The following is a 24,182-nucleotide window of genomic DNA, read 5'->3' as shown; positions in this document are numbered from 1 at the left end:
TCTGTTGATTGGTGGTTTTAATCAAGTTCAAATTTGCTATGGGTTAACATTTTACATTTAAACTAACGTTTTTTTAATCTTGGAAATAGCCGTTCTTCTTAATAAAAGTGAGTAATTTGAAAAATAAATTTAGTATTTGTAAACTTTTTTGACACATCATTGCAATGTCCAAAAAACAATCCAACGTAATCTTTCTCCTGCATGCCTCTTTGGCCGCCTTTGGCACCTATTTTTGCATGTACGCCTTTAGAAAGCCTTTCTCCGTTGCCACTTTTGATGGACTGGCATTCATGGGGATCGATTACAAAATTCTGTTGGTCATTGCACAAGTGTTGGGTTATGCTCTTTCCAAGTTTGTTGGAATCAAGGTCATCTCGGAGCTTACGCCCAAACGTAGGTTAATGTATTTGATTTCCCTGGTCTTTTTTGCTGAGGTATCTTTAGTGCTTTTTGCCTGGGTGCCCGCGCCATACAATATTCCCCTTATGTTCCTCAATGGTTTTCCTTTGGGAATGATTTGGGGGATTGTTTTTTCTTATATTGAGGGCAGGCGGTTTACCGATATTTTGGGCGTGGTGTTGTCTGCCAGCTTTATTGTGTCCAGCGGTGTGGTGAAATCCGTAGGGCTTTATGTAATGCAATTTTGGGGTGTTGGCGAATTTTGGATGCCTTCAGTTACAGGAGCCCTTTTTTTTGTTCCCCTCTTGTTGTGCTCTTTTATGTTGCAACGCGTTCCTCCGCCGACTACAGGGGATATTGCCAACCGAACTGAGCGTATCCCCATGACTGCCCGGGAAAGAAAGGACTTGGTGAAAAAATTTATGTTCCCCTTGCTTCTCATCATAGTGTTTTACACTTTTTTGACTGCATTTCGGGATTTTAGGGACAACTTTGCCCGTGAACTTTGGGACAGTATCGGGTACCGTGGAGACGTTTCCGTATTTTCGACTTCAGAGATTATCATTGCCCTTGTGGTGCTCTTGATTATTGGCACCATTTTTTACATCAAGGATAATTTTAAAGCCTTGCTTACCTATCATTTGCTTCTTATTTTGGGAACAGTGGTTTTGGCCGGGAGCACCCTAATGTTTCAAGTTGGGATTTTGGACCCTTTTATATGGATGGTTTGTACTGGTTTTGGACTCTATATTTGTTATGTGCCGTTCAACTGTCTATTTTTTGATCGCTTTATTGCCACCTTTAAGGTAAAGGGGAATTCAGGTTTCCTTATTTATATTGCCGATGCCTTTGGTTATGTGGGGAGCGTTTTGGTACTGCTTTATAAAAACTTTGGACAGACGAGTTTGTCGTGGCTTAAATTTTTTGTGTACGGTACGTACGCCGTCGCTTTTATAGGTATTTGTAGTACTCTGATATTGTATTTTCACTTTACCGCTCTCAGCAAGGCGGAGGAACCCAAGAAACAATTGGATTATGGACAATAAATATGATGCCGTCATTGTAGGTGGCGGTATTTTAGGAACTTTTCACGCCTACCACGCATTGGAATTGGGTTTAAAAGTTTGTTTGGTGGAAAAGGATGCCTATCCTAAGGGAGCTACCACGCAGAATTTTGGGCAAGTGGTGCCTTCGGGAATGAATTCCAAATGGCAAAAATTTGGTCGTGAAAGTCTTCGAATCTATAAAGAAATTCAATCCCAGTTCGATATCAGTATCCGCCAAAATGGATCGGTCTATTTGGCCTCCAATGAAGAAGAGGAGCAATTGCTTATTGAGCTTAGAGCGATAAATAGCGGAAACAATTATACATCCAAAATGCTCACCAAACAAGAATGTTTGGAGCGTTACCCCGGATTGCGAACCGATTATGTAAGGGCGGGATTGTTTTTCCCAGATGAAGTAACCGTGGAACCACGAACCATGATCCATAAACTTCAAGAATACTTGGTTGCCCAGAAGGATTTGGATCTCAAGTTTGATTTTCCAGTAGTCTCTTGCGAACCCAACGGGGAATGGGTTTCCGTACAAAACACAAAAAACGAAGAAGTTTTTGGAAGACAGGTAATTATCTGTAATGGTTCGGATTTTAAAAATCTATATCCTCAAATTTTTGCAGCTAGTGATTTGGAAGTATCCAAACTACAGATGATGCAGACCAAGCCGCAAGGGAATTATCAATTAAAGGGGTCCATCTTAACGGGATGGTCCATTAGGAGGTACGAAGCATTTCACGAATGTCCATCTTTTGCAAGAATCAAGGAAAATGAGCCAAAGGACAGTCTTCAGAAAAAATGGGGAGTGCACATTCTTTTTAAACAAGCAGCCGATGGTTCGATAATTCTCGGAGATTCACATCAATATGCCGATGCCGCCAAAATTGAAGAGTTGGGTTATGACCTGGATATGGATATTGACAATTTTATGATTGGGGAGGCCAATAAAATAATCGACCTGCCCACCTATCAAATCAAGAAAAGGTGGTACGGGATATACTCACAATGTAAGAACAGCGATATTTTTCAAAAAACCATTGACGATAATATTCATATTGTAACAGGAATCGGCGGAAAGGGAATGACGGGCAGTGCAGGGTTCTCAAAGAAGAATGTTGCAACTATATTTAATAAGCAGAAAATCAAATTATGAAAAAAATAGAATTGGCAGTTTTTGATATGGCAGGCACTACGGTGAACGAGGACAATGTAGTTTACAAAACAGTTAAGGCCGCTTTGGCCAAACACGGTGTTGAGGTTTCTCTGGATACCGTACTGGGGTTTGGTGCCGGTAAGGAAAAGTTCAAGGCCATTTCCGATATATTGAAGGAAACCAAGACAACCGGGGTCGACGCCAATGCGGTTTTTGAGGATTTTAAAGGAATGTTGGAAGAGGCCTACACCAATCTTGATGTAACCACCTACCATGGTGTGGAAGAACTTTTCCAAACACTGAGATCCAAAGAGGTAAAAATTGTTTTAAATACAGGATACGACCAAAAAACGGCGCAATCACTTTTGGACAAATTGGGTTGGGTCGCAGGCAATCAAATTGATGCTGTGATTACGGCCGATGATGTGGTAAGGGGAAGACCATCTTCTGAAATGATTGATAAAGCCATGGAGATGTTCGGTGTCACCGAATCCGAAAATGTTTTGAAAGCTGGAGACTCAGCCATCGATATTGAAGAAGGGAAAAACGCGAATTGTGGATGGACAGTAGGTGTACTTACCGGTGCGCAGACCCGCGAACAACTGGCAACCGCTGAACCATCAATGATTTTGGATTCATTGGCTGATCTGGAAGAAGTATTGTTTCCTTGATCAAATAAAGAAATAGACCACCAACATTTTGGAGGGAACTTTTCCTCGGTTGATAGGCACATGGGGGATTCTGCCATCAAAAAAAATGGAATCCCCTTCCTTGAGCAGCACCTCTTGGTCACCTATCTCGTAATAGCACTCTCCCGTTAAAATATATTTGAACTCAAAAGCATCAGTTATCACCTTGTCACGTTCTGAGTTGGGTTGCACCTCCAAAAGCACACTTTCAAAACCCACGGAGTTCAATTGTTTTCCAAAAATGTAGTTGTAGGTAAATCCGACCGCTTCGTCTTCTTTCTCGATGATGGATTGTTCATTTTTACGGGTCACTAAAAAAACCTGACCGTGTGCTCTGGGAATACCCTCGAAAAAGTCGGTCATCTCCATTTCCAAGGCTCCCACAATCTTCAAAAAAACAGGTAAGGAGGGAATGGTTCGCCCATTTTCAATTCGAGAAATAAGCCCGGCCGTTACTCCGGCATTGATCGCAACATCGTTAATGGTCTTTTTATTGTTCTTACGAATTTGCTTGATTCTTTTTCCAATACCGATGAGGTAATCTTCCATTTTTATTGAGGTTGTTGAATTTTAGTATTTATAATATTTTTTGATGGTTCAAGATCAATAAAAATATCCATTAATCCACTGAAATACTAGGATATCTTGTTAAAATCGAAGCAGACAGGCTTTTATAAAAGTTGAGTATTTGTAAATAATGTTTACCTAACATTGCGCTATTTCTTTTAACTTTTCCGTATCGTTTTTTTAATCTGTTTAAAGGCATGCCTTAACTCTTGTGTTGGATATTTGTTGATAAATAATTAACCAAATTTTACAAATACTCAACAAATGAAAAATTCAATCTTAACGTTTTTAATTGCCTTCACCGTAAGTATCATGGGTTACTCCCAAGTTGCTTTTACAGGTCAGGTAGTTGACGAAAACAACATACCCTTGCCAGGAGCATCGGTGGTTGTAAAAGGCAAGTCAATAGGGGCCGCCACAGACTTTGATGGAAATTTTGAAATAGAACTTCCACAAGGTGGGGAAACCTTGGTCATATCCTATATAGGATATATCCCAAAGGAACTGGTAACAGTAGGAAAGACATCGGCAACAGTTGTTTTGCAGCCAGATTCGCAACAATTGGATGAAGTGGTGGTGACCGCTTTGGGTATCGAACGTGAAAAAAAATCCTTAGGTTACGCTTCCCAGGAATTGGACAATGATGATGTGGTGAAGGCAAGGGAACCAAACCTCCTTAATAGTATGTCTGGTAAGGTTGCTGGTTTACAGATTACCAACAGTCCTTCAGGTCTGGGAGGGTCTGCCAGAGTGTCCATACGAGGAGATGCTTCCCTGAACATCAATGGAAACTCACCGTTGTTCGTAGTTGATGGTACTCCAATCAGTAATGAAATTGTCGGATCTAGCGGTTCCGGAACCCAAAGTGTGGATTATGGTAACGGTGCGGCTGAAATCAATCCACAGGATATTGAATCCATAAACGTGCTAAAAGGTCCTGCAGCAGCAGCACTTTATGGGGCCAGGGCGGCCAATGGTGCCATAATCATTACCACGAAAAAAGGAAGGTCACAAGGAAGTAAACTAGGTGTTTCCTTTAACACGGGTGTGACCATTGATAATGTACTCATGCTACCGGATTGGCAAAATGAGTACGGTCAAGGTAATAATCAGCAGTTTGCCTTCGTGGACGGCAGTGGTTCAGGAATTGCCGATGGTGTGGATGAAAGCTGGGGTCCAAGGTTGGATACCGGACTTTTGATTCCCCAGTTTGATTCTCCAAGGGCGGACGGAACACGAGGTGGTGACACATTTGTAAGCAATGCGCCAATATCGCCTACTCCTTGGGTTTCCAATCCTGATAATACCAAGGATTTCTTTGAAACCGGAATTACAAAAACCAACAGTATCGCCATTTCCAAATCAGGTGAAATGGGGAATATGCGTTTGTCCTTTCAGAACTTGGATCAGGAAGGCACACTTCCCAACACAGATCTTGAAAGAAACTCCTTGAACTTTTCAGGCAGTCTCAATGTATCGGAAAAGGTAAAGGTCAATGCCAACATCAACTATGTAAAAACGGATAGCGATAACAGACCGGCCGTGGGTTATGGCACGGAAAGTATCATGTATCTTTTTATCTGGTACGGTAGACAATTGAACACAAATAATTTGAGGGATTATTGGCAACCGGGTCTTGAAGGAATTCAACAATTCAATTATAACTATAATTATCATGACAATCCGTACTTTACGATGTATGAGAATACCAATGCCCAGGACAAGGATCGTATTTTTGGAAACATCAGCCTTACCTATGATATAACCGATAATTGGAAGTTGTTACTGCGTTCGGGACGTGATTTTTATCGTGATTTCAGGGAGAGAAAAAGGGCATTCAGTACACAGCGATTTCCATTTGGAACCTATCAAGAGGATAATATTTTCTTTGAGGAAAGCAATACGGACTTTCTGTTGAGCTATGACAAAACCTTCAATGAAAAATGGAATGTGAACATTTCAGGTGGGGGTAATATCTTAAGACAAAAACAGGATTTCACCAAAAGTGTTGCTCCCCAATTGATCAACCCAGGGGTTTATTCCTTCAATAATTCCAGACAGGCCGTACAGGTTTCCTCCAATAATTATGAAAAACGTATCAATAGTTTATACGGATATGCGCGTTTTGCATACGATAGTAAAATCTTTTTGGATTTGACGGGAAGAAACGACTGGTCTAGCACCTTGCCATCGGACAACAATTCCTATTTCTATCCTTCTGCTACCCTAAGTGCCATAGCCAGTGACATTTTTAAAATGCCGGAATGGGTTACGTTTGCTAAAGTTAGGGCTGCATATGCAGAAGTAGGTAACGATACCGATCCCTACCGATTGCGTAGTTTTTATCAAAATGAAAGACCTTTTGATGGTTCAACCCCCATTTTAACGGAGTCATCCTTGATACCTAATGCGGATTTGAAACCGGAGATTACCTCTTCTTACGAGTTTGGTTTGGATTTGAGGTTTTTCCAAAGCAGAATGAACTTTGATCTTACCTATTATGACAGTTCAACAAAGAACCAGATCATCAACATCAGTACTGATATTGCCAGTGGATATTCCAGCCAGTTGATTAATGCAGGGGAGGTGCGTAATTATGGATTCGAGGCAATTGCGAGTTTTGTGCCCGTGCTCTCGGATAATTTTAAGTGGACTTCCACTTTTAACTTTTCCACGAATCAGAGTGAGGTTAAGGATTTGGGCGGAGTGAATTTTACCCTTACCAGTGCCAACGGAGCGTTTATCCAGGCTAGGGAAGGGGGATCCATCAGTGCCATTTATGGTAGAGGATTTCAAAGGGTGGAAGACCCCAATAGCGAGTTCTTCGGTCAAAAAATCGTAAATAATCAAGGAATCCCTATTCGTACCGATGATTTGGTGTACCAAGGGGATTATGCCCCGGATTTTACACTGGGTTTTCAAAATAGCTTTAGATATAAAAATGTTGATTTTGGATTTCTTCTGGACACAAGACAAGGAGGGATAGTAGTGTCTAGGACCAAAACAATAGGAAGTACTTCAGGACAATTAATGGAAACTTTGGAAGGTAGGGAGACAGGAATTGTTGCGGAAGGAGTCGTGAATACAGGTACTAGTGAAAATCCGGTTTACGTTCCCAATACTACCAATGTCGATGCAAGAACCTATAACAATAGGTATTATGAAAGGGATAACGTGGAAGCGGCCAAATATGACGCTTCCTATACCAAACTGCGGGAAGTTACCTTGGGCTATTCCTTTCCCAAAAGAATAATCGATAAGCTTCCGATTTCGAATGCAAGATTTTCCCTAACAGGTAGAAATTTATTGTTATGGACCGATAACCCACATTTTGACCCTGAAGTTGTTGGGGTGTCCGGAGGAACATTGCAGCCCGGAATCGAGAATATGTCCTATCCTAGTACAAGGTCTTTCACATTTAACCTACAGGTAAACTTTTAAAAGAACATCAGAATAAATTCAAATATTATGAAAAAAATAATCTTATCAATGTTCGCACTTTCCTTCATCTTTGGGTGTACGGAAGATTTTGACGAAATCAATATAAACCCAAACTTTCCTGCATCCGCACAACCAGATCTTTTGTTGCCGGGAATTCAGAGGGAGATGGCCTATAACTGGGGTGGCCAAGGTTGGGAAGAAGGTTTTACAGTGGTGCAGTATGGAGCCCGTCTTCAATTCACCAGTGGAGACACCTATAACTGGTCACCCTCTGGAGATCCATACAATGATGCATATGCTTCGCTAAGGGACGTAGAAAATATAATTAGAAGTACCAAGGACAATATGGAAGCCCAAAATTATTATGGTGTGGCCTTGATCATGAAATCTTGGATTATGTCCTATGTAACGGATGCTTATGGAGATGTTCCTTACTCAGAAGCTACGAAGGGTATCAGTGAGGGCAATGTTACTCCGGTCTTTGATCCACAATCCAATATTTATGCGGGTATGTTGGCGGATTTGGAGACCGCAAACGCTGTGCTGACGGATGAATCCAATATTTCCGGGGACATTTTCTACGGTGGGGATATTTTAAAATGGAGAAAGTTTGCAAACTCTTTAAGGTTGCGTTTGTTGATGCGCATCAGTGATGTGGACAATGCAACCGCCGTTGCCGGAATGGCCCAAATAGTAGGAAATCCTACGGCATATCCCATCTTTGAAAGTAATGAGGATATCGCTATGGTACAATGGAACTCCCTCAATCCACAGCCCAAATATGAAACCCGTAGTGGTAGTTTTGATGAGGTTAGGTTGAGTCAAACGTTGGAAACACGTCTTAAGGAGCTGAATGATAATAGGTTATATGTTTTTGCCCAGCCAACGACTGCTTCGGGAAAAGGCATTTTTTCTGAGGATTTTGCTGATTATGTAGGAATGCCAAACGGATTGGATGACGAAGCGGCACTTGGCTATAGTCCATCGGGTAACCCGGATGAAGCCGGTTCAAACTTTATTTCAAGATTGGGGATACTTTTGGCGTGTAGGGCCTGTAATCCTGAGCAAGCATCGGCTACGGCTTCACAGACCATCATCATGAGCTATTCCGAACTTCAGTTTATATTGGCAGAGGCTAGGGAGCAGGGTTGGATTTCCGTCGGGGATGCCGCGACCTATTATGAGAACGGGATTCGCGCTTCCTTTGAATATTATACTGCAAGGGTTACTGCTGGCGGCTGGTCAGAAATTGCTGCAGCCATGCAGGCCACTGACCTTGATGTCTATTTGGGACAGGCAGCTGTGGCCTATACTGGAACTGCCGATGAAAAGTTGGGTAAAATTGCCCTTCAGAAATGGATTTCACTTTTCTATACAGGTTTTGAAGGTTGGTCAGATTGGAGAAGAACCGGTATGCCGGAAGTGGTACCTGGTCCAGATGCTGTTAATGATGGTCAGGTTCCGGTGCGTTTCCAATATCCCAACTCGGTAAAATCCACAAATGAGGATAACTATAATGCAGCCGTTTCCCGTATGGGAGGGGACAATATCAACACAAAGTTGTGGTGGGATGTCGATTAAGGACACAAAAAAATCACCAAACTTTTCAAGCATACCATTTGTTTTAGTACTGACCATAGGGGTTCTATCCCTATGGTCATGTGCTAATCCAGATATGGAAAAGAAGGATTTCGGTATAAAACATATCATTGTTATTGGGGTAGATGGTATGAGTCCCGACGGGATTCAAAAAGCAAATACACCAACCTTGGATTCCATGATTCAAAATGGGGCGGCAACCATGCATGCCAGATCTGTGATGCCGTCCAGTTCCAGTTCCAACTGGGCCAGTATGATCATGGGAGCCGATACCGAACAACATGGAGTAACTTCGAATGGTTGGGAAAAGTTCGACCACCAACTACCTCCAGTCGTAGTTACCGAAAATGGGACGTTTCCGACCATATTCACACTATTTAAAGACCAACAGCCAGAAGCGCATGTGGGCGCCATCTACGACTGGGACGGTTTTGGACGTTTGTTCGAAAAAGAGGATGTTGATTTTGATATAGATGGAGACCATGAGGACAAGACGACCCAAGCCGCAGTGGACTACATCAAAAAAAATACGCCGACGTTCACTTTTGTGCATTTGGATCATGTTGATCACGCAGGTCATGCCCAGGGCCACGGTACCCCCGATTATTATAAGTCCGTGGAAAAAGCGGATTCCTTGATTGCTAAAATTGTGGATGCCACAAAAGAAGCAGGCATTTTCGCAAAAACCATGTTCATTGTATCGGCTGATCACGGAGGATTGGGCTTTGGTCATGGAGGGGAAAGCCTGGCCGAAATGGAAATACCATTCATTTTGTACGGAGCAGGCATCAAAAAGGGCTACAAAATGGAAGAAACCGTGTATCAATATGACAATGCAACGACCGTTGCCTATGCGATGGCCTTGCAAACACCGCAAGCTTGGATAGGCAGACCTGTAAAAGGCGCTTTTATCGGAAAAGAAGCCCCAAAACTGATTTATGGGCGAAAGGAGCGGATAACCGCGCCAAAAATTTTTCCGGATGCTGGCTATTTTGAACCAGCTGGGGGAGTTTTTAAAGCAGATTCTGTTGCCGTGGTGATACAAAATCCAAATAATGTGGGGCAGATTCGGTACACCATTGGAAACAACCTACCAACATTGGAAAATAGCCTAGTCTACCAAGACACTTTTTATTTGAAACAAACCAACATTATCAAAGCAGGTATCTTTCAGAATGATCAGTTGGTGAGTACGGTTACAGAGGGTAATTTTAGAATTGTATCGGAGAGCAAACAAGACCCAGTCAAATTTAAGATGTATCAGGTGAGCGGCATAGAAAAACTGCCCGATTTTACATCGTTGAAGCCCATTTATGAAGGTGATGTCATCGAGTTTTCCCATAAGCAAGCACTGACCCACGATTTGCCACAAGAACAAGTAGCTATGGTCTTTGAAAGTTATTTGGAAGTAATCGAAAGCGGAAACTATAGTTTTTTCACCAATAGCGACGATGGCAGCAAGCTTTATGTAGACGGTATCGAAATCGTAGACAACGATGGTGGCCATGGCGTTGTGGAGCGCAGCGGTTCTTTGGAACTATCCGAAGGAAGGCACTTGGTACGCGTTACGTTTTTTAATGGTGGCGGAGGCTATCATTTGGATGTAAAATATTCCGGTCCTGACATCCCAAAACAAATTATTCCGGCAAATCAGTTGTATAGAGCAAAATAAGTATGTATCCAAACCTCAAAAAATCCTTTGTACTGCTCATTGTTTTAATGGTGCAGCTTTCACATGGGCAAAAACAACAATTGCCCGAGTGGCGACCCGGTTTTTTGGATATCCATCACATCAACACAGGTAGGGGCGATGCGGCTTTTATGGTTTTTCCCGATGGGACAACTATGTTGGTGGATGCCGGCGATATGTCCGAAACACATCCAAGGACAACATCTAGGAGAAATGCAAAATTGGTACCGAACAGGTCCAAAACGGCACCTGAATGGATTGTGGGTTATATCGATCAATTCCTGCCCAATAAGCTAGAACGAAAGTTGGACTACGCATTGATAACCCATTACCATGATGATCACTTTGGAGAGGTCGATTCCTTGCGCAAATTAGCTCCAGGGGGCTATCAACTTACGGGAATCATGGAGGTGGGCACTTTGATTCCGATTAAAACATTGATCGACCGTGGTTTTGATTATCCTATCGATCTAACCAACGAGCAAGTACAATCCAAAGAACGATTCACCAAGGATGCCTACGGAATGGTTCCTACCTTGGAGGAATATTGGAAGTTTATCCAGGTTCAATCAAAGCAAGCGGGCCTTGTAAATGAAGCTTTGGTTATTGGTAGCAACAATCAAATAAGATTACAGAACAATCCAAAGGATTATCCTGGATTCTCTGTCCAGAACATAGCATCCAACGGGAATATTTGGACAGGATATGATGATACTTTTTACGCCCTTTTTAAAAAAGGGGAATATCCCGGGGAAAATCCTTTAAGCAATGTCATCCGAATAGATTATGGTAAATTCAATTATTATACGGGCGGTGATATCTCGGGAATAGATGGTTTTGGGCAAACCGATATGAATGCATTGGAGTCTTATGTGGCACCCGTTATCGGCGCTGTGGATGTGGCGACATTGAATCATCACGGCAATCGGGATTCACAGAACCCATTTTATGTGCGGACGATTCGCCCTAGGGTATGGATTCAGCAAAATTGGACGGCCGACCACCCGGGGGAGGAGGTCCTCAGAAGGATTACATCAAAAAAACTATACCCTGGTGACCGTGATATTTTCTCGACCATTATGCTGCAAGGCACAAAAGATGTGATTGGCGGCAGGTTGGATCTATACAAAAGCCAGAACGGGCATATAGTTGTTCGGGTGTACAACAATGGCGACACCTATAAGGTATATGTGTTGGACGACACCATGGAAGAAAGAAAAATAATAAGTGAACATGGCCCATACAAAGCACGATAGGCACAAGGTAGATTCTGTTGTGGAAGGTGACATCAACCTAACTTCCGCTCGGAACGAATGGTTGGAAAACGAGGTGAGCGAAGAAACCAAAAACCTATTGGAAAGAGATGCCAAGTACTTTATGCATCAATCCATGTCCACACCATGCTTGGATGTGCTCCAGAATTGTGAAGGCTCGTACATTGAAAGTATTTCAGGAAAAAAATATCTGGATTTTCATGGGAACAACGTACATCAAATTGGGTTTTCCCATCCAAAAATGGTGTCGCGTTTAACTGAGCAATTACAAAGCCTTACCTTCTCCACCCGAAGATATGCCAATGAGACCGCTATTCGGTTTGCGGAAAAACTAACCTCATATACTCCCAAAGGCCTTGACCGTATTTTGCTTACTCCCAATGGTAGTTCTGCTATTGGAATTGCCCTAAAATTGGCAAGGGCCGTAACAGGAAAACATAAAGTAGTCTCATTCTGGGATTCGTTCCACGGGGCTTCTCTGGATGCCATAAGTGTAGGGGGCGAGTCCGTTTTTCAGGAACATATGGGGCCATTAATGCCAGGTGTGGAGCGTATTCCGCCCCCAATCACCTATCGCGGTATTTTTGAAGGTAATGAGGAAAAAGCCTTGGAATATCTGCAATATGTTTTGGAGAAAGATTCTCAAATCGGGGCGTTTTTGGCGGAAACCATCCGTAATACCGATGTTCAGATCCCATCAAAAAAATTCTGGAAAGGAGCAAGGGCGTTGTGCGACAAGCATGGGGTGATACTGATTTTGGATGAAATCCCCATCGCTTTCGGACGCACGGGCAACATGTTTGCCTATGAGCTTTTTGATATTGAACCGGACATTCTATGTTTAGGTAAAGGTCTGGGCGGAGGAATCATTCCGCAAGCCGCCCTTGTTACACGTGAAGAATACAACAAGTTCGGACACATCTCACTTGGACACTACACCCATGAAAAAAGTCCGTTGGGCTCCATAGCGGGATTAACCCTATTGGAAGTGCTCGAAGATGAAGAAATTCTTCAAAAAGTAAAGGAAGACCAAGAGTTTATGCGGAAGAACCTTTATAAAATGTACCGTAAATATTCCTTGATCGGGGATGTGCGTGGCGTGGGACTTTTATGGGGCATTGAACTGGTGTCCGATAGAGCCACTAAGGAAAAAGCAACGGCCGAAGCCGAAGAAATCATGTACGAATGCCTAAGGCAAGGATTGAGCTTTAAGGTTTCCAAAGGAAATGTGCTCCAACTTTCGCCTCCATTGACCATAACCAGGGAAGAACTAGGGAAAGCCTTTGAAATATTGAACTGCGCCTTTTTAAAAACCAACACCATAGCCTAATGAAAAAAATCAGCCAATTACTCATCGTATTCTGTTTGGGTCTGATGGAGCTTACCGCCCAAACCGAACCCCAAATTTTAGTGCAGCCCTATCTTCAGGATGCAGAACCCAATTCCATTGTGATCATGTGGGAGACCACTAGTGGGGAAGAAAGCATCGTGGAATGGGGGCCCACTAAAAAACTGGGCAAAAAAACCTCTGGAAAGGCAGAGGATATCAATTTTTCCGATTCTAGGGTCCACACCGTTAAATTGGAAGGACTCAAACGCTTTACGGAGTACTATTATCGGGTAAAAACAGGAAAGGTACGGTCGGACATTTTCCAGTTCAAGACGCCACCGTTTTCAAGTAACGAAGAATCCTTCAATATTGTGGCGATGAGCGATATGCAATATGATAGTGAACACCCCAACAAGTTTTCGGAAATCGTGAACCAAGGTGTACTTCAGTATTTGGAAAAGGAGCATGGAGGCAAGCTACCTGATAACTTGGCCATGGTTTTGATTCCAGGGGACCTGGTTTCTACGGGAAGCAAATACTATCAATGGAAAGAACACTTCTTCGACCCCGCAAAAAAACTCTTTGCCGAGGTGCCCGTATATCCCGTTTTGGGAAATCATGAGAGAAATTCGGTTTTTTACTTTAAATATTTTAATCTTCCGGAAAACGGAACAGCTGCTTATGCCGAACATTGGTGGTACAAGGATTATGGTAACACCCGAATCATAGGATTGAATTCCAACGAGGGTTACCGTGACCTTCGCGAACAATATGAATGGTTGGAGAAAGTGTTGGCCGATACCGAAAAGAACAATGACATTGATTTTGTGTTCGCCCAATTGCATCATCCGCACAAATCCGAGTTGTGGATTCCAGGGGAGGAAGAATCGACAGGAAAAGTAGTGAAAATGCTCGAGGAGTTTTCCACAAAAACAGGAAAGCCAAGTATCCACTTTTTTGGACACACCCATGGGTATTCGCGTGGTCAGTCCCGTGATCATAAGCATTTGTGGATCAATGTGGCCTCGGCAGGTGGTGCCATAGACAATTGGGGCGAGTTTGAAGGCAGGGACTATGATGAGTTTACTGTTACCCAAGATGAATACGGTTTTGTCATGGTGGAGGTGGATGGTAACCGAAACGACCCTAAATTTACCGTTAAAAGAATTAGTCAGGGAAACAATGTGAAGTCTAGACAGAACGAGCTTCGGGACAGTATTACCATTTGGCGATTGGAGAAAAAACCCGATGCCCCAACAGTGGTTTCCCCAAAGCACAATGAAATTGTGAAGGACGAATTTGCCGTGTTGAAAGCAGATGGGTTTTCGAGTTCGCTGAGTAGTGCTTTTCATGCTGCCGCCCATTGGCAGATGTCCGAAACTCCTGACTTTGAAAAGTTGGACTTGGACAGCTGGAAACAGTTCGAAAACTGGTATTACATGGAAAACCGTCAAAAAGAGGACGATTTGACCGATGAAAGAACCAATCGATTACAACCCAATACTACCTATTATTGGAGGGTTCGGTATCGTGATCAAAACCTGAACTGGAGCGATTGGTCCGAAACAGCTACATTTAAAACACCACAGGAAAATGAAAAATAGAATTTTGTTTTTGATAGCTGCTTTTGCGGCAATATTCAATAGCCATGCGCAAAATGAAACAGAAACCAAAGTGATATTGATCACTTTGGATGGTTTCCGTTGGCAGGAATTGTTCACCGGAGCCGATTCCCTTTTGATCGACAATAAAGATTATGTCCATAATGCTGAAATGTTAAAGGAGGCATTCTGGAGAGATACCCCCAAAGAAAGAAGGGAAGCGCTATTGCCATTTATCTGGGGCCAAGTGGAAAAGATGGGGCAAATCCATGGCAACCGAAAGTTGGGCAGCAAGGTAAACTTGACCAACTCCATGTGGTTTTCCTATCCGGGCTACAACGAAATTTTGACGGGAACCGCCGACGATGGCAACATCCGGAGCAACGATAAAATACCAAACCCCAACATTACTGTTTTGGAACGGTACAATAACACTCCCGAAGGAAAAGGCAAAGTAGCCGCTTTTGGCAGTTGGGACGTGTTTCCGTTCATCATCAACGAAGAACGTTCCGGGATTCCCGTAAATGCAGGTTTTGAAGCTGCCACAGAAAATTTGAACGAAAGGGAAAGGTTCTTGAACCAACTTCAGGAGCAAATACCAAGTCCATGGGGCTCGGTGCGATTGGATGCCTTCACCCATCATTATGCCTTGGAGCACATGAAAAAGGAGCACCCAAAGCTGGTCTATATCTCCTACGGGGAAACGGATGATTTTGCCCATGATGGCGATTACCAAGCGTATCTTAAATCTGCAAATAATACGGACGGCCTAATTGAAGAAATCTGGGAATTTACCCGACAAGATGAATTCTACAAGGACCAAACCGTGTTTTTGATCACCACCGACCATGGGAGGGGAACACAGCCATTGGATACCTGGAGAAGTCACGGAAGTGATATAAAAGGAGCCGGTGCGGTTTGGATGATCGCTTTTGGAAAAGGCATTAAACCCAAAGGGGAAATAGATAGGGAAGAGCAGTTGTACTCCAATCAGCTTGCACCTACCATACTACAATATATGCGAATTCCTTTTCCCAAAGGGATAAATCGCATTCCCATGAAATTATAGAAAACAAGTGGATTTTATTTAGTTTAAGTTGTATGAAAGGCATGGTTTTGATACTGTGCCTTTTCTATAAAGTTTCAGAATGAACATTACGTGAAGACATTAAAGTATTTAGAGATAAAGTGATAGGCTTCGATGCACCACTTTCTGAAGGTAAAAGAACATATACCTATTCTGGTGCCAACTTTACCATTGCACAGCAACCTTTACAAAAATATGAACAATACTTAGTTGAAGCTGCCCAACAACTGTTATCTAGATTTGAGAATCATCCAAAATACAACAAACTAGCAGAAGCCTTAATCAATTTCCAAGATGAGGAGGAGCAACAAAATGATGCAAAAAGAATCTTGTTTTATGACCATAGTGAAGAATACAAAGGAATAAAATTCTTAAATCCATTGTATCCAGCAATTAAGAAAAAGCAGGTGCTACAAATAAATTTTAAAGGATAGGATTTAAGGACGAATCGTCTTTAGTGTTTGAATTTCATCCTCACATACTTAAGCAATAGAAGATGGTTTGCAAAGCCTTTTAAAATCAAGTCATTCCACCTGAGTGGGAACGACTGCTTAAAAAAGGATTACCAAAAATAATTGAAGGGAAAAATAAGGTCCGATTTCCGATGCTGTATCAGAAAATTTATCGATAAATTGGGAGGGCGTATTGGGCAAATTCCGACTCAAATAGCCGTTCAATGGATTTTGTTATTGAGCAATGTTTGTCCGATAAGTTTTTATATGCCCAAGTTTTATTTTTAACCTAAAGCAGAGCTTACGCTTTTCAAGGGATTGTGCGCCTTCCCGGGGAGTTGGTTTTCCCTTATTTGGTGCTCAAGTGGTTTATAAAATTTAGAATTGGATCAATAATTAGTTCAGGGGAATCCCTATACTCGTATCCCACAATTTGGGCAACCTCTATTTTTTGCAGCTTTATATTATCACCATAAGCGTTTATGAGTTTGTCCTGGGCTTCAAGTATGGCGGGGTAAACAACCTGCATATGGTATTGGTACATCCTTTTTTGTTTGACGGTGTCGCTGTCCAATTCTAAAAAATATTCTCTTGCAATAGAGTCTTGGATAGTAGAAAGTATTGCCCGTCTATATGATGGGTCATCAGCTAGTCGGTCTAACATATCCCTGGTGCGAGAGGGAGCAATTTCGTTTCTTACATCCTCCATAAGAGGAGATCCCACATATACTAATGCACCAAGGCCTTTTTCCGAACCTTGTCTTCCATTTCTTGATACAATAGCAAGAGCAGGAACATTTATTTTAATGGAATCGGATATGTAATGTTTCGGCCGGTAAGATCTTCTGGCTTTATTGATAGTCAAAAAATCGGTTTTTTCCGGATTAGAACTTGGGCTTGCTCTTAAGAACATCTCAAAGGCATGAGTTGGGTCTTCATAATTCTCTTTTATCCATGGCACCGATAAACCGTTTAAGTAAATTACCCCCGCTACCCTTTGAGGGTAATTTTCAGCTAAATAAGTGAGTTCGGCAGTGACCGAAGCGTTACCAACAAATACAGCCTTTTTAATTTTCATTGCATCGGCAAAAGCGATCAAGTGGTTTCCTTGGCTTTCTACATCATAATCCCCCATACCGGAATCACCATATCCAGATCGGGTAATAGCAAGAACCTTATTATGTTCAGTCAAAAGTTGCCCAAAGTTTTGGAAAGTAAATGCGCTCCACGCTTCTGAATGAACGAGGATTATGGGTAAACCTTCTCCTCCAAAATCTAGGTAATGAGTTTTGATTCCGTTGACTTCAATAAACTCACTATTATAATTTGAATCACTTTTGTTTTGGCCATGAATATTGCAAAAAGGCAAAACTAAAAGGATTAGAATGGATAATGATTTTTCCATAGTCATATGGCTGTTATTCACAATTTAGTTGTTAAATGCACTACAACTAGTTTAAAAAGGCAGAACAAAAAAAAGTAAATATTGAGTTTTTAAATTTTTCATATACAAAGTACAACTTAATTTATATATACCTTTCTTTCTTTGTCACTCACTGATAATTGGTTGAGAGTACAGAATTTTGATGCCATTTTTCAAGCATTACACATGTTACGACAATAAATTTTCGGGAGGCTGTAAAGCCTAAATGTAGGAATTTTACAGAAAGCCTACGCCGCATAAAACCTTGATCTAATTAAAAGTAACCATTGTGAGTCATTGGCTATGTTTTGAATTCCCTTCTGGATGATTTCCATTCGTTCATCAGCCTGTTCGTAATATAAGCTTCCACGAATCGCGGTTAAGATAGTCTTATCATTTTTGAAGGTACTTAGCTTCTTGACCAAGAATTGTTTTACTTCTTTTTCAGATGCAAGAAGTTGCCCATCAATAGTTGAGGTGTAGTTAAATAGATAGGCTATATCCTCTAAATCGTGGCTGGCGTAAATATCTTTGATTCCCCTGTCAAAAAAGCTTCCATTTTTGTAGCAACAAAGTAGGGTAGTGGTAACACTTTTATGACTACTTTGTCCAAGGTTTTGGTCATAGCTTTTCAAAACCTTTAGCAAACCATGGGTTGGATGGAGCCCAACCTACACTTTGAGTGGACATTACATCAACCTTCAAATCTTCATATCGAAACCGATAGTTCACGATGTCTTCTTCGCTTTGTGTAAATCCTTTTTCAATCAGCTGTTCCCTTAACCCTTCTAACTCCGCGAAGCTCGCCAGTTGAAAAGTGAGGTCAAGATCTTTTGTGGGCCTAATATCTGCTACGGTAGGAAGTCGGGGATACGGATGCATTGCGCTTAAAGAACTTACTGAACGCATAGGGAGTGTTGAACCCGAGCTGATAGGCAATTTCCTTGATGGATCTCGGGCCGCTTAACAGTACTTTGGCCTCTTCCATCAAGAGCTGCTGGATATGGTACTTGGCCGTACGTCCCGTATTGTTTTTGAGGACCCTGGTGAGGTGGTCCGATGTTACCCGAAGACGCTTGGCATAAAAAGCTACTTGGTGCTGCGAGCCGTAATGGCGCGTAAGCAATTCCATGAATTGCAATACCAAAAAATGTCCGGAGGTGTTCATGATCGAGGTCAAAGGGTTTTCTTTTTGGACCAAACGATCCAGTTCCCACAATAGCATGTAAAGCCCGTACCGCAGGGCAATCCCATGGGCAGGGGAGGGAGTGGTTGGATGGATCTTGAAGAGTTTGAACAACCAAAGGAGCTCTTTGGTTTTAAGATAAATCGTGCGGGTCTGTCGCTCCCAATGCTGAAATAGGGTTCTGGGGAATACCCTGTTGGTATCTCCATGGAGCTGCTTTGGATCAAGGCCAACAATGCCCATTTCAATAGGGGAAAGGGATAGCCGGAGGAACCAGTTCCTACCTCGGGGCAGTAAAAGTGGTCGTCCGGAATATAGCCTATGGGCGACTTGCTCGATTACTATTTGTACCCTCCCTTTTTTGACCAGGAACAGCAGGGCGTGCAGCCTGTCAAAATGGGTATGGACTGCACTTACTTGCTTACTATCCTTGAAAAAAAGGATAACCAGCCCCGCTATCTGTCGCTTTCCACGGTAGTCGGACCGTTCCAAAAGAATCAACGTTCCCCGATATCCATGAGTTTTGAAAACAATGTGCTTAGCGTTGGGAAAAGGTTGCACAGCACACTGATGAACAAGAGCCGGGCCGGTTTTCCGGGATGAACACGTTTGGTAATGCCTTCCGGATTGAAATGGTCGACCAATTGATCGTAACCGAACAGTTCAATGACAATCCAAATGGCCCATAGGTTGATGGTCATCAGGACCATGGGCCCAAGGAGCTGCCATTTTCGTTGTGAACGGTCACGGGATTCCATCAGTTTTCCAGACTAAAGGGTTCGGCCTCGGGCATGGGGGCTATGGAATCGAAATCGGGATTGGCCAGATGTCGTATAATATCCTGTGGCTTCCCAACAGCATTGGGGATAGACAGGTCCCAGTCCTCATCTTCGATGACCGAGTCGGTGTCATGGGCCATTGGTTGCAATGGCAACTGTTGTTTTGATGGTGAAGAGAGGCTATCCCCTAGTGGATAGTCATCATTGAGGTTATCGGGGGTGCAGGCCACAAGGGTGCATATGGCCAGGGCAAAGGTGTAAAAGGAATGTTTCATTGTAATGGATTTTAATTGACCAATAATTGAATCGGTCCATGCTCACCCGGGTAATCTGAACCTTGCTGACCGCCGTTGCTACGGAGGTGTTAAGGGTTGAATTCGATGTAAAACTAGGGGCGATCAAGGTATCGGCGCAAGGGCTTGTTCGGTGATTTCCCGAAAAGGACGGGTGCCTTTCCTGAAATCGTCATAGCTGCTTTTTTCAGGTTATGTAAGTGAAAACCCACAATTTATACTATCTTCGAAGGATATCGCCCTTCCATCGTCCACGCCGGTGTATCGCCGGTCCGTTCCCCGAAGATGGAGGTACCATGGTTCCCCCTTTTTAGTTCTATAGCCATGCAACGACCAAAGATTGGTAGACTGACCCTATTGATGTTCCTCATGGGTATGGGCACCCTATGTGCCCAGCATCCGTTGGGCAATCCCGATTCCCTTCTGGGACTCGAATATCCGGTCCTATTTGAGCGGATCAAGCGCGCAGGGCAGGATACCATCCAACAACAACTCTATCTTAAGGCCTATCTGGAAAAGGCTGTAAAAGAAAACAATGAATCCCAACGGGTACAAGGCTATAAAAACTATCTGCATCGTTCCTTGGGAAAGGGTAGACTGGCTTATGCGGACAGTATGGTCCTTAGCGCCAGAGCTGCCAAGGACACTGCTTTGATCGGGTCGGCCTATCTCACCAAGGGGATTGTGTTCTACAGCGAAAAAAAGTACAAACGGGCCCTGGAAAATTACCTTATGGCCGATGGATTCCTGGCCCGTACCGATGATGCATACCTGCACCATAAGCTTCAATACAATATTGCCCTGGTGAAATATTACACCGAACATTATGATGAGGCCGTCGCCCTGCTTGATGAAGGTCTGGCGTATTTTAAGGCCCATAGCGTGCCCGGGTACCTGAATTCCCTATTGTTGCTCGGACGTTGTCACCAGCAGATGGAAAACTATGGCCTAAGCCGTAAGGCCAATACCTTGGGCATGGAAGAGGGGCAAAGGCTGGGGTATCTCGGCTTGAACAGGTATTTTGTGCAGTCCGAGGGAATCAATTATGCCCTGCAGGGGAACTATCCCATGGCCATCGTACACCTGGACAGTAGTCTTCGATTGATACGACAGAAAGGAAATGATTTTGCCAATGAGGTGCTGACCGAATTTTACCTTGGGCGCTGCCATTGGGAATCGAACCAATGGGAAAGGGCCGTGGGATATTTTAAACAGGTTGATGCCCATTTTAGGGAGCGGAACTACATCAAAGCGGAACTGCTGGGGGCCTATAGCTACCTGGCTGAATACTACGGTGTCATGGAAAGGCCCGACCTGCAGTTGACCTATTTGGAGCGGCATATCGAGGCCATTGATTTTTTGCACGAACAGCACCAATATCTGGACGATACTATCAAGGATGGCTACGATCTGAAAAGTATGCAACGGGAGAAACAGCAGATGGAAGGAATTTTGAAGGTCAGGGAGCGGCAGAAGAACATCGGGATTGCAACAGCGGTGCTGTTGTCAATCCTGTCGCTATGGTTGGTCTGGCGCTACCAGCGCAGCCGGAAGCTGTACCAAAAAAGGTTCGAGGCCATACTTTCCGGGGAAAACCCGCCTGCCCGGAAAATGGAAAAAAGCCATATTGTTCCTTCCCACTCTTTGGAAATTTCCCAGGAGAAAATCGATGCGGTGTTGGCCCGTCTGGAACGTTTTGAAGGCCGTCGGGACTTTCTGGACCGAAAGATGTCCGCGGGCAAATTGGCGGTCCAGGCCGAAGTGAACGGGAAATACCTCTCCCAGATCATTACCCATTACAAGGGAAAGCGCGTGATGGCATATATCAATGACCTAAGGGTGGACCATATCATTGCACAAATGAAACAGGACCGAAAGTTGGCCCATTACAGCAATAGTTCCCTGGCCGGGGAGGCGGGGTTCAACAGTGAACGCACCTTTGTCAAGGCCTTTAAATCCCGGGTGGGCATCACCCCGATGTTCTTTATGGAGCGCCTAAAGGCAAAACAGAGCACCGTGTAGAAGGCCATAATAACCAGTTGTCCATGGAACTATGCCCTAAGGGCGGTATACAAATACCACAACAAGGGTATTTTTTGGGCGTGTCCCCTCGGGGCCGGGCTTTTTCGTTGCAAGGCCTGATGGCAAGGATTCAGGGCCTTTCACTGCAATCCCTCTCTGGGAAAATTGGGTTGCTGAACCACTGCTACCTTCCAGAAAAGGGGGATGCTTTGATGAAAGGATTTGTTACTGGCGATGGTTCACTTGGAATTGATCGACTTCAGTACAAAATCTGCTCTTTCCTGAACAGCAACCCTGGGAACCTCAATTTGGTCATATTGGTAGCTTCGATAGGTCTGGATTATTTTGTTGTAGGTGAACACCGATTCGTTCCAGTCCTGTGTCCGCTGGGCATTGGTCACCGCCACCCTTGACAGAGCGGACATAAAAACGGCGGGATTCGACTCCAAGAACTTTCGCTCGGCCTGTGCCAGAAGGGACATCAATGCCAAACATATGTTTCAACAAACGTAACGGCAGAGTGTAAAAGGAACAAATATTTTGACCAGGACTTTAAGACCAGAGATATGCCGTTGAACACACCAACGCATGGATTGACAGTTTCAGGTCGCTGCTCAACCGGTTCGATCTGACCATTGAAAGCAAGAAAGGATTCAACTTCTTATCATTTATAATAATAGCATTGAAAAATTCAAACCAAGAAAGTTTAAATGGGTTTAATTATTTAGAAATTCTGCCAAAGCAAGATAAACCATTAATCAAGTGAACTTTTATTTAAGTATTTGCTTAAATAATATCTTTACCTATCTTTATGTTATGAACAACATATCCTGTATACGACAACAAGCAGATGCGGAGCAGATCGATCGTTGCAGGGAGAGCGTTGAAGAACTCAGCGGCCCGTTCGCACATCTGTCCAACGGACTTGCACTGGCGGGCAGCCAAGTTCGATTGAAGATCCTGTATCTGCTCCATGGGGAGGAAAGGCTCTGTGTATGCAATCTCAGTGACATCCTTGGGATGACGGTCCCGGCGGTTCGCAGCACCTGAGAAAGCTCAAGGATCGAGGGCTACTTGAAAGGGAAAGACATGCACAGACCATTTTTTACTCCCTTGCGGGGGAATATGAGCAACTGTTCATGCCCTTTTTTGAAATATTGGACGAAAGGAAAACAACAGAAGCGTTATGATCTCTTCAGATTTGACCAAGGACATCAAAGTATCCATCAAAACGGCCATGGGCCAGTTGAACTACGTGTTGGAACAGGTGGATGACGAACGGCGGGCAGAGAATATCCTGCTCCAACTGAAGGCCGTCCGGGCCATTTTGGACAAAGCCATATTTGAACTTTTGGACGATGTGTACCGAAAGGCCATGGCGGAAAAGATATCTGCCGCACACCAAAACTGCCCTGGAAACTGTGGGGAGGAGGTCAATATAGAACGGTTGCGAAGGCTGTTCCCTGAGTTTTCCCTTGAAGATGTTCCACAAAAGCTCAAAGAAGCGGAAGGGGTCGAGATTCGCATGAAAAAATATTTATCCGAAAAAAACTTGGACACCCCCCATCCCTGAGCCCTAACTTGGAGGCATTGTTCAATTTAAAAACAGAGACCATGAAAAACAAAATGATAGTGCTTGCAGCAGCAGGAATGTTGACCTTGACTGGACTTGCTTATGGACTTACCGCACCCAGCAATAACAGCTGTCCGCTTGAAGGAAGCCCGGACTGTCCAAAAATTGGTTGCCCATTGGTGGGGACACCACAATGCCCCTATGAAAATGCAACAGCAGTGGAACACCCGGCTTGCTGTAAGAAAAAGTAAAGGGAGAGGGGAGTGGGAGTTCCACTCCCCTTTTCAACTTCTTGACCTTAAAGGGATGGAATATAAAGAATGCATTGACGGTTAACCAAAAACAGAGAACAAATGAAGCATCTTTTTATGGCCATGGGGGCGGCTCTGTTAAGCTCATTTTGCTGTATCACCCCCGTATTGGCGCTTGTTGCAGGTACGAGCGGGCTGGCCTCGACCTTTTCTTGGCTCGACCCGATCAGACCCTATTTTGGGATCAAGACCAATTGTTGTGTTTATGCAAAAATTGTTGTTAATCTAAATAGGAAGAACTCTACATTTTTGACACCT

The 24,182-nt window shown here is 43.4% G+C and carries 22 protein-coding genes and 1 pseudogene; 16 read left to right on the top strand and 7 right to left on the bottom strand.

The window, feature by feature from the left end; translation table 11 throughout:
• Window positions 1–164: 164 nt before the first annotated feature.
• Genes VM932_RS07405 through VM932_RS07395 form a run of 3 tightly spaced genes read left to right on the top strand, consistent with a single transcriptional unit; the run spans window position 165 to window position 3,278 of the window.
• Entirely contained in the window at window positions 165–1,445 is a 1,281-nt protein-coding gene (locus VM932_RS07405) for a DUF5690 family protein (protein ID WP_326278154.1), read from the top strand.
• Window positions 1,435–2,607: a TIGR03364 family FAD-dependent oxidoreductase gene (locus VM932_RS07400; protein ID WP_326278153.1), complete on the top strand. Its 1,173-nt coding sequence runs from the start codon at window positions 1,435–1,437 to the stop codon at window positions 2,605–2,607. The genes VM932_RS07405 and VM932_RS07400 overlap by 11 nt, the downstream gene beginning before the upstream one ends.
• Window positions 2,604–3,278, top strand: coding sequence for a phosphonatase-like hydrolase (locus tag VM932_RS07395; protein WP_326278152.1), 675 nt, complete (start codon window positions 2,604–2,606; stop codon window positions 3,276–3,278). The genes VM932_RS07400 and VM932_RS07395 overlap by 4 nt, the downstream gene beginning before the upstream one ends.
• Here VM932_RS07395 and VM932_RS07390 read toward each other — a convergent pair whose 3' ends face one another.
• The gene (locus tag VM932_RS07390; RefSeq protein ID WP_326278151.1) at window positions 3,279–3,845 is read right to left on the bottom strand and encodes a helix-turn-helix domain-containing protein; all 567 of its coding nucleotides are present in this window, start codon (window positions 3,843–3,845) and stop codon (window positions 3,279–3,281) included. It lies immediately after the preceding gene.
• Window positions 3,846–4,127: 282 nt separating this feature from the next.
• Between VM932_RS07390 and VM932_RS07385 the strand changes: the two genes are divergently transcribed.
• The 8 genes from VM932_RS07385 to VM932_RS07350 all read left to right on the top strand — a co-directional run bounded on the left by VM932_RS07385 (window position 4,128) and on the right by VM932_RS07350 (window position 16,319).
• On the top strand, window positions 4,128–7,304 hold the full coding sequence (locus tag VM932_RS07385) for a SusC/RagA family TonB-linked outer membrane protein (protein ID WP_326278150.1): 3,177 nt from the start codon (window positions 4,128–4,130) through the stop codon (window positions 7,302–7,304).
• Window positions 7,305–7,331: 27 nt separating this feature from the next.
• Entirely contained in the window at window positions 7,332–8,885 is a 1,554-nt protein-coding gene (locus tag VM932_RS07380) for a SusD/RagB family nutrient-binding outer membrane lipoprotein (RefSeq protein ID WP_326278149.1), read from the top strand.
• 94 nt (window positions 8,886–8,979) lie between these two features.
• Window positions 8,980–10,575, top strand: a complete 1,596-nt coding sequence (locus VM932_RS07375; protein ID WP_326278148.1) for an alkaline phosphatase family protein — start codon at window positions 8,980–8,982, stop codon at window positions 10,573–10,575.
• Between the two features lie 2 nt (window positions 10,576–10,577).
• The gene (locus tag VM932_RS07370; RefSeq protein WP_326278147.1) at window positions 10,578–11,849 is read left to right on the top strand and encodes a ComEC/Rec2 family competence protein; all 1,272 of its coding nucleotides are present in this window, start codon (window positions 10,578–10,580) and stop codon (window positions 11,847–11,849) included.
• Window positions 11,827–13,197, top strand: a complete 1,371-nt coding sequence (gene pbfA, locus VM932_RS07365; RefSeq protein ID WP_326278146.1) for a (R)-1-hydroxy-2-aminoethylphosphonate ammonia-lyase — start codon at window positions 11,827–11,829, stop codon at window positions 13,195–13,197. The genes VM932_RS07370 and pbfA overlap by 23 nt, the downstream gene beginning before the upstream one ends.
• Window positions 13,197–14,801 carry a fibronectin type III domain-containing protein gene (locus tag VM932_RS07360; RefSeq protein ID WP_326278145.1) on the top strand — a complete coding sequence of 535 codons (1,605 nt, stop codon included), beginning with the start codon at window positions 13,197–13,199 and terminating at the stop codon, window positions 14,799–14,801. Before pbfA ends, VM932_RS07360 begins: the two co-directional genes overlap by 1 nt.
• Window positions 14,791–15,867: an alkaline phosphatase family protein gene (locus VM932_RS07355; RefSeq protein WP_326278144.1), complete on the top strand. Its 1,077-nt coding sequence runs from the start codon at window positions 14,791–14,793 to the stop codon at window positions 15,865–15,867. Before VM932_RS07360 ends, VM932_RS07355 begins: the two co-directional genes overlap by 11 nt.
• Before the next feature lie 119 nt (window positions 15,868–15,986).
• Window positions 15,987–16,319 (top strand): hypothetical protein, encoded by a 333-nt coding sequence (locus VM932_RS07350; protein WP_326278143.1) that lies wholly within the window; start codon window positions 15,987–15,989, stop codon window positions 16,317–16,319.
• A 367-nt stretch (window positions 16,320–16,686) separates the two neighbouring features.
• Here VM932_RS07350 and VM932_RS07345 read toward each other — a convergent pair whose 3' ends face one another.
• The 5 genes from VM932_RS07345 to VM932_RS07325 form a co-directional block, all read right to left on the bottom strand.
• Window positions 16,687–17,742 (bottom strand): alpha/beta fold hydrolase, encoded by a 1,056-nt coding sequence (locus VM932_RS07345; RefSeq protein ID WP_326278142.1) that lies wholly within the window; start codon window positions 17,740–17,742, stop codon window positions 16,687–16,689.
• A gap of 266 nt (window positions 17,743–18,008) precedes the next feature.
• Entirely contained in the window at window positions 18,009–18,395 is a 387-nt protein-coding gene (locus tag VM932_RS07340) for a hypothetical protein (RefSeq protein ID WP_326278141.1), read from the bottom strand.
• A gap of 206 nt (window positions 18,396–18,601) precedes the next feature.
• Window positions 18,602–19,438 (bottom strand): helix-turn-helix domain-containing protein, encoded by an 837-nt coding sequence (locus VM932_RS07335; protein WP_326278140.1) that lies wholly within the window; start codon window positions 19,436–19,438, stop codon window positions 18,602–18,604.
• Between the two features lie 5 nt (window positions 19,439–19,443).
• Window positions 19,444–19,704, bottom strand: a complete 261-nt coding sequence (locus tag VM932_RS07330) for a hypothetical protein (protein ID WP_326278139.1) — start codon at window positions 19,702–19,704, stop codon at window positions 19,444–19,446.
• Window positions 19,704–20,000 (bottom strand): hypothetical protein, encoded by a 297-nt coding sequence (locus VM932_RS07325; protein ID WP_326278138.1) that lies wholly within the window; start codon window positions 19,998–20,000, stop codon window positions 19,704–19,706. Before VM932_RS07325 ends, VM932_RS07330 begins: the two co-directional genes overlap by 1 nt.
• Before the next feature lie 342 nt (window positions 20,001–20,342).
• On the opposite strand from VM932_RS07325, the gene VM932_RS07320 reads away from it, so the two are divergent.
• Entirely contained in the window at window positions 20,343–22,040 is a 1,698-nt protein-coding gene (locus VM932_RS07320; RefSeq protein ID WP_326278137.1) for an AraC family transcriptional regulator, read from the top strand.
• A 239-nt stretch (window positions 22,041–22,279) separates the two neighbouring features.
• Here the strand turns inward: VM932_RS07320 and VM932_RS07315 are convergent, their stop codons facing one another.
• Window positions 22,280–22,531 carry a hypothetical protein gene (locus VM932_RS07315; RefSeq protein WP_326278136.1) on the bottom strand — a complete coding sequence of 84 codons (252 nt, stop codon included), beginning with the start codon at window positions 22,529–22,531 and terminating at the stop codon, window positions 22,280–22,282.
• A 325-nt stretch (window positions 22,532–22,856) separates the two neighbouring features.
• On the opposite strand from VM932_RS07315, the gene VM932_RS16750 reads away from it, so the two are divergent.
• From VM932_RS16750 to VM932_RS07295, 4 genes and pseudogenes are all read left to right on the top strand, one after another.
• Window positions 22,857–23,090, top strand: a complete 234-nt coding sequence (locus tag VM932_RS16750) for an ArsR family transcriptional regulator (RefSeq protein WP_428979724.1) — start codon at window positions 22,857–22,859, stop codon at window positions 23,088–23,090.
• 136 nt (window positions 23,091–23,226) lie between these two features.
• Window positions 23,227–23,613 (top strand): metal-sensing transcriptional repressor, encoded by a 387-nt coding sequence (locus VM932_RS07305; RefSeq protein ID WP_326278135.1) that lies wholly within the window; start codon window positions 23,227–23,229, stop codon window positions 23,611–23,613.
• 41 nt (window positions 23,614–23,654) lie between these two features.
• Window positions 23,655–23,864 carry a hypothetical protein gene (locus VM932_RS07300; RefSeq protein ID WP_326278134.1) on the top strand — a complete coding sequence of 70 codons (210 nt, stop codon included), beginning with the start codon at window positions 23,655–23,657 and terminating at the stop codon, window positions 23,862–23,864.
• Window positions 23,865–23,966: 102 nt separating this feature from the next.
• Window positions 23,967–24,182, top strand: a pseudogene (locus VM932_RS07295) (hypothetical protein); the annotation flags it as partial.

The sequence above is a fragment of the Flagellimonas halotolerans genome, from assembly GCF_035818535.1.
GTDB lineage: Bacteria > Bacteroidota > Bacteroidia > Flavobacteriales > Flavobacteriaceae > Flagellimonas > Flagellimonas halotolerans.
Note: the sequence above shows the minus strand (reverse complement) of the source record. Positions and strands in the feature narration are given on the sequence as shown.